Below are 12,656 nucleotides of genomic sequence, written 5' to 3'. Positions count from 1 at the left end.
TTGTTCAGTGATTAATCGAAAGTCATATGTTTAAAGAACACCTTTTTATTCCATAATAATTATAACAAGTGGAATGAAAGGGTGTTTTAGCATGCAATGTATTAACTGCCAATCCAAGAATTTGGGTCAAATCGGTCCAGACCATTATTATTGTTGGGACTGCTTTATTGAAATGCGCAAGCAGCAAAATATGTTTCATCTGCATGAGGTTGATTTAGACGGTAGTTTATTGCCTTTAAACGATTTATTTAGTGAAGATGAGCGTCGTGTCCAATGAACAAGATAGTAGGGATAATCAACGTATTATAAAATTGACGCGCTATGGCATTCTGATTATTATTGGTTTAATCATCCTATTCTTAATCAGACAGGTGTTTCCTGATTATCCACGCTTTTTGTTAAGTCTCTATAAAATTATTCTTCCGTTTTTTTTGTCGGGTTTACTGGCTTATTTATTTAAACCAATCATTGCTAGATTAATTCAATTGTCGTTACCTCGATGGCTTGCAATTATTGTGCTATATCTGACCATTGCAGGAGCTATTGGACTTGCTTTGTACTATACCTATCCGGTATTAATCAAGCAAATTGAGACATTAGAAGTTCAATTACCGGAGTTACTAGAAGGTTATCGAGGCTGGCTCAATCGGATTGATGAAATGCTTGGTTTTTTCCCGGAACATTTTCATGATCAGATCGATAGTCTATTTGCACGGTTTGAACAAAGTAGTGCCCATTGGTTAGAACAACGGATTTTAGGGTTAACAGGCATAGGAGAATATTTGATCAGTTTAGCCGTCGTTCCAGTTCTACTATACTATCTACTGCTAGACACAAACAAAATAAAAGCTAAGATGATGAATAGTGTTCCCAAACGTTACCAAAAGAGAGTCAAGCAAATGCTTGGCAGTGTTGATCATAATTTAGGAAAATATATCAGAGGACAACTATTGATTTGCTTATTTATTGCGATTACAACCTATATCCTTTATAAAGTCATTAACCTAGAGTATTCGTTAATTTTGGCTTTATTTATGGGTGTGATGAACATCGTGCCATATTTTGGGCCGATTATTGGTGCTTTGCCAGCTGTCTTAATAGCGCTAACGATGTCAGGTAAAACAGTCATATATGTGATATTAGGCATCTTTGTCTTGCAGCAAATTGAAAGTAGTTTATTAGCCCCATTAATATTGGGACGTAGCGTTCATGCACATCCGCTTCTTGTCATCTTAGCCTTGCTGATAGGAAGTGAACTGGCAGGAATATTGGGCATGATACTAGCCGTTCCTATCCTTGTAGTGATTAGAGAGTTATTTAAGTTCAATCTGTTTGAGAAGTAATTGACAGATCACCATATTTTTTCTATAATATCGAAAGATAATAGCTATTTAAACACAACACATGGAGAAGCATTAGTAAGCATCAGACCATTTTCAGAGAGATGTGCCCGTGGCTGTAAGGTACATTAAATGAAGAGGTGCAGAAGCTCGCTTTGAGTGCAAGTTAATCCTTGCCGGTAGCACACCGTTATTGTGCTAAAGGTGATAGTTATCATGTAACTATAATCAGGGTGGTACCGCGAAGACAACTCTCGTCCCTGCATAATTGCAGCGTCGGGAGTTTTTTATTGGAGATTGGTGATAGCTTAGTCGTCAACAGCTCGATGTTGGACAGAGCACTTAAGTAAAGAAAAGGAGAGGATTATAATTGAATCGATTAACTTCAGCACAAGTTAGACAAATGTATCTTGATTTTTTTAAAGAAAAAGGTCATCGTATAGAACCGAGTGCGTCACTTGTACCCCAAGACGATCCCACATTGTTATGGATTAATAGTGGTGTAGCTACATTAAAAAAATACTTTGATGGTCGAATTGTTCCAGACAATCCACGGCTTGTTAATGCTCAAAAATCTATTCGGACTAATGATATAGAGAATGTTGGCTTTACACCTCGTCATCATACTTTCTTTGAAATGCTCGGTAACTTTTCCATTGGTGACTATTTTAAGACAGAAGCCATTGAATGGGCATGGGAATTCCTTACTGACAAAAAATGGCTGGGTCTTGATCCGGATAAGCTTTCCGTAACAGTTCATCCAGAGGATGATGAAGCTTTCTACTACTGGAGAGACCATATTAAACTTCCAGAGGAACGGATCATTCGTTTAGAGGAAAACTTTTGGGATATTGGAGAAGGGCCGAGTGGACCAAATACTGAGATTTTCTATGATCGTGGAGAGCAATATGGCAAGGATCCTAATGACCCTGAGTTATATCCGGGTGGAGAAAATGATCGTTACTTAGAAATATGGAATTTAGTCTTTTCTCAATTTAATCATAATCCAGACGACACCTATACGCCTTTACCTAAGAAAAATATTGATACGGGTATGGGACTTGAACGAGTGGTATCAGTGCTCCAAGACACACCAACAAATTTTGAAACGGATTTATTTCTACCGATTATCAAGCAAGTTGAAAGTCTGACTACACATCAATACGGTGAGGATAACGCAACAGATATAGCCTTTCGTGTTATTGCTGATCATATTAGAACGGTCACGTTTGCTGTAGGTGATGGTGCTTTACCATCAAATGAAGGTCGTGGCTATGTACTAAGACGTCTATTACGTCGTGCGGTTAGATTTGCTAAGCAATTAGGGATTGAAAAGCCGTTTATGCATCAGTTAGTTCCAACAGTTGCCCGTATTATGGAAGATTTTTATGGTGAAGTCAAAGACAAACAAGAATTTATTGCGAATGTAGTTCAAACGGAAGAGGAGCGTTTTCATGAGACATTGCATGATGGCTTAGCCATACTTGCATCGATTATTGAAGCAGAGAAGGCGAAGCAATCGACGGTCTTTCCTGGTGTTGAAGTATTTCGATTATATGATACCTATGGCTTCCCTCAAGAATTAACAGAGGAATATGTTGCTGAAGCTGGCTTTACGATAGATAAAGCTGGATTTGAAGCGGAAATGAAGCGCCAACGTGATCGTGCTAGAAATGCACGCCAAAAAGTGGACTCGATGCAGGTACAAGATGATGTCTACAGTCAATTACAGGTTGAAAGTGAGTTTGTAGGCTATAATAAGCTTCAAGTTACCGCTCGGATTGAGGCGATTATTCAGGATAAAAAACAAGTGACACAGTCTGCTTCAAGCGAGGCTTATCTAGTATTTGATCAGACACCTTTCTACGCTGAGAGTGGTGGTCAAGTTGCTGATAGAGGTCTGATTAAGTCAGAATTGGCTGAGGCGACTGTATTGGATGTACAAAAAGCACCAAAAGGGCAAAACCTACACAGAGTTCAAATAAAACAAGGCCAACTAAAAGTTGGGGATAAGGTTGAGTTAACAGTTGACAGTAATCATCGACTAAGTATAGAGAAAAACCATACGGCAACACACTTGTTACACCAAGCTTTAAAAGATGTATTGGGTGATCATGTGAATCAAGCGGGTTCCCGAGTAGAAGCTGATCGTCTCCGTTTCGACTTCTCGCATTTTAATGCTGTTTCTGATCAAGAATTGAAGCAAATAGAGGAGATCGTCAATGAGAAAATATGGCAGGATCTGACTGTAACGACTGAGCTTCATCGCTTAGAAGAGGCTAAGCAAATGGGAGCAATGGCTTTATTTGGAGAGAAATACGCGGATATCGTTAGAGTTGTCCAAATTGGTAACTATAGTTTAGAGCTCTGTGGGGGATGTCATGTAAGTCATACGGCAGAAATCGGTCTCTTAAAATTGACAAGTGAATCGGGTATAGGTGCAGGAACTCGTCGAATTGAAGCAACCACAGGTAAAGGAGCTTATTTGTACACGAATGAGCAATTAGAGACCTTGCAGCAAACGGCTAAGGAATTGAAAGTTAAAACAGATCAAGTTCCTGAACGAGTTGCAGCTTTATTGCAAGAAATGAAGCAGTTAAATAAAGAAAAAGAGGCACTTAATCAAAAAATATCAAATATGGAAGCTGAATCAATTTTAGAAAAAGTGGAAAAGATTAATGATGTTGCTGTATTAGTTGAAAAAGTAGCCGCCAATGATATGAACCAGCTTCGGGCAATGGTAGATGAGCTCAAGCAAAAGATTGGATCAGTAATCATTTTATTAGCCTCTGTTAATGATGGGAAAGTTCAATTAGCTGCAGGTATTTCAAAGGATCTGGTTGAACAGGGCTATCATGCAGGTAAACTAATCAAAGAGACCGCAGCTATATGTGGTGGGGGCGGCGGTGGTCGTCCTGATATGGCCCAAGCAGGTGGTAAAAAGCCTGAACAGGTTGAGCACGCCTTACAGCATGCTAAGCAGTTAATTAAAGAGGTAAAGTAAATACGATGATCAATTGTGACGATTTAGTAACTTGTTATTTAGTCTGCTTTGAAGGTATAATGACCATAAGTGGAGAATTAATAACATAACTGAGTTTATTTTGAAAAAGGCGGGGTGTTTTGCATGGACTCAATGGATAAAACCATGAAATTTGACTTCTCTGAAGAACCCTTTGATGAGAATGTTAATGATGTTCTATTAACGGTATATCAAGCACTGCAGGAAAAAGGTTATCATCCAATTAATCAAATTGTTGGTTATTTATTGTCAGGTGACCCAGCCTACATTCCAAGATATAAAGATGCTCGAAATCTGATTCGTAGAATTGATCGTGATGAACTCATTGAAGAGTTAGTCAAGTATTATATCGCCCAGCATAAAGAGGTATAAGATGAAAAAAATGGGTTTGGATGTTGGTTCTAAAACAATTGGTGTGGCAATAAGTGATGCGTTAGGATGGACGGCTCAAGGTTTGACAACAATAAAGTGGGATGAAGCAGATTTTTCTTCTGCTGATCAACAATTAGCGTCGATTATTGAAGAACATCATGTAAGTGAATTTGTTGTTGGTCTACCTAAACACATGAATGGGTCAATTGGTGATCGTGGTGAGATTGCTAAATCCTATGCTCAATACTTAGAAAATAAATTCAATATTAAAGCAACGTTATGGGATGAACGTTTATCGACAATGGCTGCTGAGCGTGTGTTATTGGAGGCTGATGTCAGTCGAGGTAAACGCAAGAAAGTTATCGATAAGATGGCAGCGGTAATGATTTTACAAGGCTATTTAGATTCACACTAAAAAATTGGAGGTCAAGAACATGGCATTAGCAGAGAATGAACGCATTATTATCCCAGATGAAAATGGTGAGGAGCATCTATTTGAAGTTTTGTTTACCTTTGATGTAGACCAAAACAACCAATCCTATATTGCTGTTGTTCCAGTCGAACAAACAGATGATGAGGAGCAGGAGGTTTTTGCCTTCCGTTATGAAGAAAAAGCAAATGAGGATGACCTATCCCTTTTCGCTATTGAGACAGATCAAGAGTGGGATATGGTAGAGGAAATGCTAAACACACTGTTGGATGAGGAAGAACTATAATCGAATAATTAGCAGATGGTGGGGTGGCCAATTTTAGGCCCTCCACTTATATTTTGTCGACAGCTTGTAAATGCAAAATAGGGTGACAGCAGCCATTCAATATATTCTAGCTATGGTTTTTGTGTACATATTGAACGAAAATGTCTAACATTTACTGTTAATTAAGAAAACGTTGAACTATATTGTTAACAAACTAAAAAGTAACCACATGCTATTTTTAGCTCAGTGTGCTTCTTTACTTAAGATTCTTGAATTGACAAAAGCATAGCGTAACATTCCCTGCAAGAGTAGTCTTGATTTGTTCCAATGAGAAAATAACACTAAGTTCAATTTTTACTTGACTTCAACCCAAAAAATTTAATACAATGCTAATGATTTTTATCGAGCAAAATATAAAAAATAATAGAAATTCAGGCAAACTTTGTAGTATAATGTATCGGATGAGGGGAGGATATTTAAAAATGTCCAATTCTGAACATGAAAATAATCCATTAAATAGTCAAGGAAGTAAGCAAGCATCCGTTAACCAAACAGAAACTGACTCTAAATCAGATGCTAGTGATAAGGAAGTAAACCAAACATTTAAAGAAGAGCGGAAAAAGCGGTTTATTCAACGTTGTAAAGAAGCAAGCCTCGTAAGAAAAATAGTGTTTAGTATCATCTCTTTGCTTATATTACTAATAGTCTTTGGTGGTTTTTCGGCCTACAATTATATTCGTAAAGGTTTATCGCCAGTAGATCCAAATAGTAATGAAAGGGTTACTGTCGAAATACCACTTGGTTCGTCTTCGACTACTATTGCGAATATTTTAGAAGATGAAGGTATTATTAATAAAGCTTTAATATACCGGATATATCTCAGAGTTAGCAATATACCTGACTTTCAAGCCGGTGCATATGAATTATCGCCTTCCATGACTTTAGCCGAAATTTCAGACGTGTTACAGTCGGGCTCTGTTATGCAGGATGCACTTTTTACTGTTACGATCCCAGAGGGAAGGACTTTAGAGGAAATAGCTGAACTGTATGAGAAAAATGCTAATATTGACGCAGATGAGTTTATGGCGGTTATGCAAGATGAAGATTATATAAGAGAGTTAATTGAACGTTACCCAAACTTATTATCAGAAACGATTCTTGATGATGATATCCGCTATCCACTTGAAGGCTATCTATTTGCAGCTACCTACCCTATTTACGAGGAAAGTCCATCTGTTGATACAATTGTGACGGCTATGCTCGATAAGACAGAAGATGTCGTCAATCAATACTATGGAGAAATTCAAGAACTCGATCAGTACTCTATTCATGAACTCCTTACTTTTGCATCATTAGTAGAGCGAGAAGCTCGTAATGAAGATGAGCGAAAGCTTATTGCAGGTGTGTTCTATAATCGCCTAGAAGAGGGGATGCGTTTAGAAACGGACCCAACTGTGCTTTATGCATTAGGAGAACATAAAGACAGAGTTCTATTTTCTGATTTGGAGATTGAGTCACCATATAATACCTATCAAATATTTGGTTTGCCAATCGGACCTATTTCGAATTTTGGAGAAAGTTCATTAAAAGCTGTGCTAAATCCAACTGATACGAATTATCTCTTCTTTGTGGCAGCTCCAGACGGAGAAATCTATTTTTCAGAAACCTTTGATGAGCACCGTAGTTTGGCAAATGAACACCTTGATCGTGACTTGTAATGGTAATCAGGGACAAGCAAATGAGCTTATCCCTGATTTTCTATGTAAGTCCAGCTTGTAGAGGACTTTGAGTCTGAATAGCTGGCTGACTACAAGTGACAATTATTCGATCGATCACGATTTGTGATCCGTCTCATTAATGATGGAAGGGGATAACCATGCCAGATAATATATACGATTATTTAAATAAGTTAAGACCATCAGCCCCTGCATGGGCGTATATATTAGAAGAAGAAGCAGTTCGAGATGGTATACCTATTATGGAACGCGAAGGTATTGATTTTATTAAGCAGGTTATTCGATTAAAGCAACCTAAGAGAGCATTAGAAATAGGTTCTGCGATTGGTTACTCTGCCCTGCAAATGGCTGATGCATCCCCTGATTTATCAATTATTACAATTGAGCGTGATCAAAAACGCTATCAACGTGCTCAAGTTCATTTGCAGGATTTAGATAAAAATAACCAAATTGAGCTTATTTTTGGTGATGCGCTGGATGCTATTGATATAATCAGCCAAAAAGGCCCTTATGATTTAATATTTATTGATGCAGCTAAGGGGCAATATCAACGCTTTTTTGAATTGTATCAGCCTTTATTAAATTCAGGTGGCGTTATCATAACAGACAATGTGTTATTTAAAGGGTATGTTGCTGATTCAACAGGAGCATCAAAACGACTCCAAGCACTTGTGAAAAAAATACAACGTTATAATCAATGGTTGTCAAAGCATCAGCTCTTTGACACCATTTTTCTACCAATTGGTGATGGGATTGCCGTTTCAACAAAAAAAGAAAAAGGGGTTAGTTTTAATGAAACAGAAAGATAAACCAATAGTAATTGGAGTAGCTGGTGGATCTGGGTCTGGTAAGACTTCAGTAACACGCTCAATTTGTGAACGCTTTGTAGAAAAATCTATTTTAGTTATGGAACAGGATTTTTATTATAAAGATCAATCACATTTACCGTTTGAAGAGCGTTTAAAAACAAATTACGATCATCCTTTTGCTTTTGATAATGACTTATTACTTGAACACTTGAAGCTTTTACTTGATCATAAGCCTGTAGATAAGCCTGTCTATGATTTTAAAAATCATACGCGTTCTAAGCAATCCATTTATGTTGAACCGAAAGAGGTTATTATAGTAGAAGGGATTTTGATCTTAGAGGACCCTCGTCTCGTAGAGTTAATGGATATTAAAGTCTTTGTTGATACAGATGCTGATTTGCGGATTATCCGTCGATTACTACGCGATATCAATGAACGAGGTCGAACAATTCATTCGGTTATTGATCAATATCTAAACGTTGTTCGCCCGATGCATTTGCAATTTATTGAGCCAACCAAGCGCTATGCTGACATTATTATACCTGAAGGTGGAGAAAATCATGTCGCCATTGATTTAATGGCAACTAAAGTTGAAACCATCTTAAAAAACTAACTTAACTGATATCCTAATCATCATTTTAGATTGCTAAATGTAAATTTTCTGAAAAAAACTATTGAAATTAAATCAAAAATCTGCCATAGTATTGGTTAGTAACGTGCTAAGACGTTACTTTATTTTTAAGTAGTAAAAAGTATTAGTGTGTGCTCATGAAGTCCAATATCATTGCGCCTTGGCGTAATTGTGCCCAGATTTTATTGAGCAAAGCTCGCTCATTTTCATTTGAAAATCTGTGGCATCCGTCGAAGGCTTTAACTTTACTCAGCTAAGGGTTGAACCCCGCTGAATGTATACAGTAGGCATTCATCTCACCACTTATTGAAGTGGGAGATTTCTGCTGAATGAAGTTAAAAAGCAAAGCAAATTGAGACGTGGTTGCTCTAACGAGCTAGCGCGTCTATTGTGATAAGTGAGTGGTGGAAACAAGCCATTTACGATATTTGCTTATGATTTAGTGACTTTTTGAATAGCCTCTATCAACTCATTTACTTAAGAATAATGGTCAAAGAATATAAAATGGTTTGGGAATAAAGGAGTGTAGGAAATGGCTACTGAAAAAAGCTATTATATGACACAAGAGGGTAAGGAAAAATTAATCAATGAATTAGAGCATTTAAAGACAGTTAGACGACCAGAGGTTGTTGAACGCATTAAAGTTGCTCGTGATTTCGGTGATTTATCCGAAAACTCTGAATATGATTCAGCTAAGGATGAGCAAGCGTTTGTTGAATCTCGGATTGCTCAAGTCGAAATGATGATACGTAATGCTGTTATTATTGAAAATAATGAGACTGATTCCAATACCGTATCACTAGGTAAAACGGTTACATTCCAAGAGTTACCGGATGGTGAAGAAGAATCGTACACAATTGTTGGGAGTGCAGAAGCAGACCCGTTTGAAGGGAAAATTTCTAATGATTCGCCAATTGCGAAAAGCTTATTAGGCTGTGAAGTGGGTCAGGAAGTTACTGTTCCAACTCCAGCAGGCGATATGCAAGTAAAAATTATTAAAGTAGAATAAAATAGAATCTAGACAGCGGCGACGGATTGGTAACGTCGCCGTTTCATTATGTCCTTTTGTTCAAAAGAGAGCGATCGGCTTAACCTTTTGGGGCTTAATAGTGAAATTAAACACGAAAGAATGAGCTTGAGTTGGACAATTAATCTAAATTTTTAAGAAAATCTGTTGGGTTGTGCAGACTTTTTATCGTATAATGAGTTAAAGAAAAGGAGGCGACTCGCCCATGCCAAACGATAATTCATCCTATAGTCGAATGAATCGTTTTGAAAAGAAACGAAAAAATACTAAATGGCTGACTATGTTTATTGGTCTAGGGCTTATCTTGATTGTTGTCTTTATTATCATTTTAGCTACATCAGGCGATGATTTAGTTGATGATCCGCCAACACAAGAAAAACAAGAGGAGCCTGTTGATTCACCTAATAAACCTGATCAAGAAGAACCGCAATCAGACCCTGATCAAAATACACCTGAATCAGATGAGGATGAAGATTCTGAAGAACCAGACCAATCAGATTCAGATCATATTAATATCCAGTACCTTGAAATTGGTGATGATCACAATGTTATGTATGCTTATACTGGAAATTGGGATCCAATTCCAACAGAACAAGCTGAGCCGCATCAAATTTCATGGGATCAGTCTTCTCAAGATTGGCGCGAAATGATGCAGGCTGCTGAAATGGCGTCAGGTATAGCTGTTGACGAAATGTATTATCTATGGGTTTCTGGTGAGGGTCCACAAAGTGTGATTGCTACCTTTTCAAACAATACAATGGATCAGCATTATCGGGTCTATCTTTCTTGGATAGAAAACCAAGGCTGGCTACCAGATCGAGTTGAGATGCTTCATGAGCATGATCAGATGTTTCGCTTTAATAATTAACATAATAATAGACGTTAAAAATAATTAATTATAATATAGATTTAAATTTGCTACTCATTTGATTTGTTGAATATGTACAATTAGTTGAACAAAATCGGGCTGTTACTGGCTGTTGGATCTCCCACTTAGACATGACGAGTTCCCTTATTTTTTGAAGTGGGAGTCTTACAAAAGCCCTTCGATGGGGCGAGTAATCGCAGCCCCAGCCAAGTAATACTGCGATAAAGGAGAATGGAATGTGACAATTGGAATTATCGGCGCAATGGATCAGGAAATTTCTATGTTAAAAAATAACATGGAAATTGAATCAGAGATAACTATTGCCAACTGTACGTTTATTAAAGGAACTTTAAATCATAAAGCTGTTGTATTACTAAAGTCTGGTATAGGAAAGGTAAATGCGGCTTTAGCTACTACTATTTTGCACGAGCGTTATAAGCCTGCTTACGTCATCAATACGGGCTCTGCTGGTGGTCTTGCTACTGATTTAAATGTTGGAGATATTGTAATCGGTTCAGAAGTCATTCACCATGATGTAGATGTAACAGCTTTTGACTATCAGTATGGACAGGTACCGGGTATGCCCGTTACTTATCAAGCAGATCAAGTATTAATTCAGCAAGTAGAAAAGGTTCTCGAGACATTTGCTTCTATTGCATCTAAACAAGGGTTAATTGCAACAGGCGATTCCTTTATGTCTGATCCAAATCGAGTTAATGCTGTGCGTAAGCTGATTCCTGAGGTGATGGCAGTAGAGATGGAGGCGGCGGCGATTGCCCAAGTTTGCTATCAGTATGAGGTACCATTTGTAACTATCCGGGCACTTTCAGATATAGCTGGCAAAGAGTCTCATTTATCATTTGACCAATTTTTAGATTTAGCAGCCAAGCATGCTGCTGAATTAATTATAAAAGTAATTGAAAATCTTTAAGTGGATGATCAAAAAATTAACTTCTTAACTTAACAATCCTCAGTTGCAAATTTTTATCTTATAATAAATAGCGACGCAAATCTTGAATTTGCGTCGCTATTTTGAGTATTATTTTTTTATAAGATTGAGCATGGCCAAAGGCTTTGCCTATTTCTCTTGGCGGTAGTACTCATGAAAGATCTTCATTAAAGCACGCTTCTCTATTCGTGATACATAGCTTCGTGATATGTTTAGGTCACGAGCAATTTCCTTTTGAGTACGTTCTTTGGCATTACCAAGACCATACCGACTCATTAACACCATTTTTTCTCGCTGATCAAGCACAGATAGGTACTTACTAATCTTTGCTACTTCAAGGTTCAGTTGAATAAAGTCAACAATGTCATCATTTTCAGCTTGGAGTATATCGATCAAACTAATTTCATTTCCTTCTTTGTCCTGGCCGATCGGGTCCTGTAAAGATACATCTTTTTTGGTTTTCTTGATTGAACGTAGATGCATTAGAATCTCGTTTTCTATGCAACGAGCAGCATATGTAGCTAACTTAGTCCCTTTGTCAGGTGAGTAGCTTTCAATCCCTTTGATCAATCCAATCGTTCCTATTGAAATTAAATCTTCATTATCTTCACCTGTGTTTTCAAATTTCTTTACTATATGTGCTACCAAACGTAAATTGTGCTCAATGAGTTTGTTTCTCGCCTCATTACTTCCATTAAGCATTTCCTGTAAATATTTTGTTTCTTCACTCTGATTAAGTGGTAGAGGAAAGGCATGATTTTTGACATAAGAAACAAAGAAAAGCGCATCTTTAATTAGGAGTGTAAGTGCACTTAAAATCGTTGACATGTACTTTCACCTCCAAAGCATTTAGACTAAAGCCTATATCGTATCTTTATGATTTGGAGTGTGGAAAAGTGTCTGTCCGTAGAGGAATTATTTAATTAGCTATTGAACGAATAAGATGCGTCAACGAACGACGTTGAATTTCTAATTCCATTAATCGAATGAAATCAGGATCTAATTTTAACTCTGAAGCTATATGATAAGATTCCACTAATAATTCATCAGATAAATGTTTCAACGTATCGCCTCCTTACATCATTATTTCCCATTCTTTAAAGTTACTTTATCAAATTTATAAAATCGACACAAGTTGATGGTTATCTACAATGACTGTAGATAACTTGTGCATAGTTTTTGTTGGAGTTAGGTAAAAGTATTGTTA

Annotated in this window: 14 protein-coding genes and 1 other annotated feature; of the genes, 12 read left to right on the top strand and 2 right to left on the bottom strand. The window is 37.3% G+C overall.

Annotated features, from left to right (window positions below):
- Positions 1-91: 91 nt before the first annotated feature.
- The 12 genes from ASE01S_RS01550 to mtnN all read left to right on the top strand — a co-directional run bounded on the left by ASE01S_RS01550 (position 92) and on the right by mtnN (position 11,431).
- A complete protein-coding gene (locus ASE01S_RS01550) occupies positions 92-277 on the top strand; it encodes a YrzR-like zinc ribbon domain (RefSeq protein ID WP_067837203.1) in 186 nt (61 codons plus the stop codon).
- Positions 258-1,343: an AI-2E family transporter gene (locus ASE01S_RS01545; RefSeq protein ID WP_373277920.1), complete on the top strand. Its 1,086-nt coding sequence runs from the start codon at positions 258-260 to the stop codon at positions 1,341-1,343. Before ASE01S_RS01550 ends, ASE01S_RS01545 begins: the two co-directional genes overlap by 20 nt.
- A gap of 53 nt (positions 1,344-1,396) precedes the next feature.
- Positions 1,397-1,605: a binding site (T-box leader), on the top strand.
- Between the two features lie 105 nt (positions 1,606-1,710).
- Positions 1,711-4,344 carry an alanine--tRNA ligase gene (gene alaS, locus ASE01S_RS01540; RefSeq protein WP_067837197.1) on the top strand — a complete coding sequence of 878 codons (2,634 nt, stop codon included), beginning with the start codon at positions 1,711-1,713 and terminating at the stop codon, positions 4,342-4,344.
- Between the two features lie 123 nt (positions 4,345-4,467).
- Complete coding sequence (locus ASE01S_RS01535) at positions 4,468-4,734, top strand: IreB family regulatory phosphoprotein (RefSeq protein ID WP_067837194.1); 267 nt, start codon at positions 4,468-4,470, stop codon at positions 4,732-4,734.
- Between the two features lies 1 nt (position 4,735).
- Positions 4,736-5,149: a Holliday junction resolvase RuvX gene (gene ruvX / locus ASE01S_RS01530; protein ID WP_067837190.1), complete on the top strand. Its 414-nt coding sequence runs from the start codon at positions 4,736-4,738 to the stop codon at positions 5,147-5,149.
- Between the two features lie 19 nt (positions 5,150-5,168).
- On the top strand, positions 5,169-5,450 hold the full coding sequence (locus ASE01S_RS01525) for a DUF1292 domain-containing protein (RefSeq protein ID WP_067837186.1): 282 nt from the start codon (positions 5,169-5,171) through the stop codon (positions 5,448-5,450).
- 461 nt (positions 5,451-5,911) lie between these two features.
- Positions 5,912-7,147, top strand: coding sequence for an endolytic transglycosylase MltG (mltG, locus tag ASE01S_RS01520; RefSeq protein WP_083511983.1), 1,236 nt, complete (start codon positions 5,912-5,914; stop codon positions 7,145-7,147).
- 158 nt (positions 7,148-7,305) lie between these two features.
- Complete coding sequence (locus ASE01S_RS01515; protein ID WP_067837182.1) at positions 7,306-7,974, top strand: O-methyltransferase; 669 nt, start codon at positions 7,306-7,308, stop codon at positions 7,972-7,974.
- Positions 7,958-8,587: a uridine kinase gene (gene udk, locus ASE01S_RS01510; protein WP_067837180.1), complete on the top strand. Its 630-nt coding sequence runs from the start codon at positions 7,958-7,960 to the stop codon at positions 8,585-8,587. The genes ASE01S_RS01515 and udk overlap by 17 nt, the downstream gene beginning before the upstream one ends.
- Positions 8,588-9,137: 550 nt before the next feature.
- A complete protein-coding gene (gene greA / locus ASE01S_RS01505; protein WP_067837177.1) occupies positions 9,138-9,614 on the top strand; it encodes a transcription elongation factor GreA in 477 nt (158 codons plus the stop codon).
- Positions 9,615-9,837: 223 nt separating this feature from the next.
- A complete protein-coding gene (locus tag ASE01S_RS01500; RefSeq protein ID WP_067837174.1) occupies positions 9,838-10,500 on the top strand; it encodes a YrrS family protein in 663 nt (220 codons plus the stop codon).
- A 238-nt stretch (positions 10,501-10,738) separates the two neighbouring features.
- Complete coding sequence (mtnN, locus tag ASE01S_RS01495; RefSeq protein ID WP_067837171.1) at positions 10,739-11,431, top strand: 5'-methylthioadenosine/S-adenosylhomocysteine nucleosidase; 693 nt, start codon at positions 10,739-10,741, stop codon at positions 11,429-11,431.
- Between the two features lie 147 nt (positions 11,432-11,578).
- Here mtnN and sigK read toward each other — a convergent pair whose 3' ends face one another.
- Complete coding sequence (sigK, locus tag ASE01S_RS01490) at positions 11,579-12,277, bottom strand: RNA polymerase sporulation sigma factor SigK (RefSeq protein ID WP_067837168.1); 699 nt, start codon at positions 12,275-12,277, stop codon at positions 11,579-11,581.
- A gap of 91 nt (positions 12,278-12,368) precedes the next feature.
- Entirely contained in the window at positions 12,369-12,512 is a 144-nt protein-coding gene (locus ASE01S_RS01485) for a sporulation histidine kinase inhibitor Sda (protein ID WP_067837165.1), read from the bottom strand.
- Positions 12,513-12,656: the final 144 nt, after the last annotated feature.

The organism is Amphibacillus sediminis NBRC 103570 (assembly GCF_001552275.1).
Taxonomy (GTDB): Bacteria; Bacillota; Bacilli; order Bacillales; family Amphibacillaceae; genus Amphibacillus_B; species Amphibacillus_B sediminis.
Note: the sequence above shows the minus strand (reverse complement) of the source record. Positions and strands in the feature narration are given on the sequence as shown.

Bases quoted from the DNA above. Each gene is read 5' to 3' on its own strand.
- ASE01S_RS01515 (WP_067837182.1), top strand. From the start codon at position 7,306: ATGCCAGATAATATATACGATTATTTAAATAAGTTAAGACCATCAGCC.
- ASE01S_RS01525 (WP_067837186.1), top strand. From the start codon at position 5,169: ATGGCATTAGCAGAGAATGAACGCATTATTATCCCAGATGAAAATGGT.
- mltG (WP_083511983.1), top strand. From the start codon at position 5,912: ATGTCCAATTCTGAACATGAAAATAATCCATTAAATAGTCAAGGAAGT.
- ASE01S_RS01535 (WP_067837194.1), top strand. From the start codon at position 4,468: ATGGACTCAATGGATAAAACCATGAAATTTGACTTCTCTGAAGAACCC.
- ASE01S_RS01550 (WP_067837203.1), top strand. From the start codon at position 92: ATGCAATGTATTAACTGCCAATCCAAGAATTTGGGTCAAATCGGTCCA.
- greA (WP_067837177.1), top strand. From the start codon at position 9,138: ATGGCTACTGAAAAAAGCTATTATATGACACAAGAGGGTAAGGAAAAA.
- sigK (WP_067837168.1), bottom strand. From the start codon at position 12,277: ATGTCAACGATTTTAAGTGCACTTACACTCCTAATTAAAGATGCGCTT.
- ASE01S_RS01500 (WP_067837174.1), top strand. From the start codon at position 9,838: ATGCCAAACGATAATTCATCCTATAGTCGAATGAATCGTTTTGAAAAG.
- udk (WP_067837180.1), top strand. From the start codon at position 7,958: ATGAAACAGAAAGATAAACCAATAGTAATTGGAGTAGCTGGTGGATCT.
- ruvX (WP_067837190.1), top strand. From the start codon at position 4,736: ATGAAAAAAATGGGTTTGGATGTTGGTTCTAAAACAATTGGTGTGGCA.
- ASE01S_RS01545 (WP_373277920.1), top strand. From the start codon at position 258: ATGAGCGTCGTGTCCAATGAACAAGATAGTAGGGATAATCAACGTATT.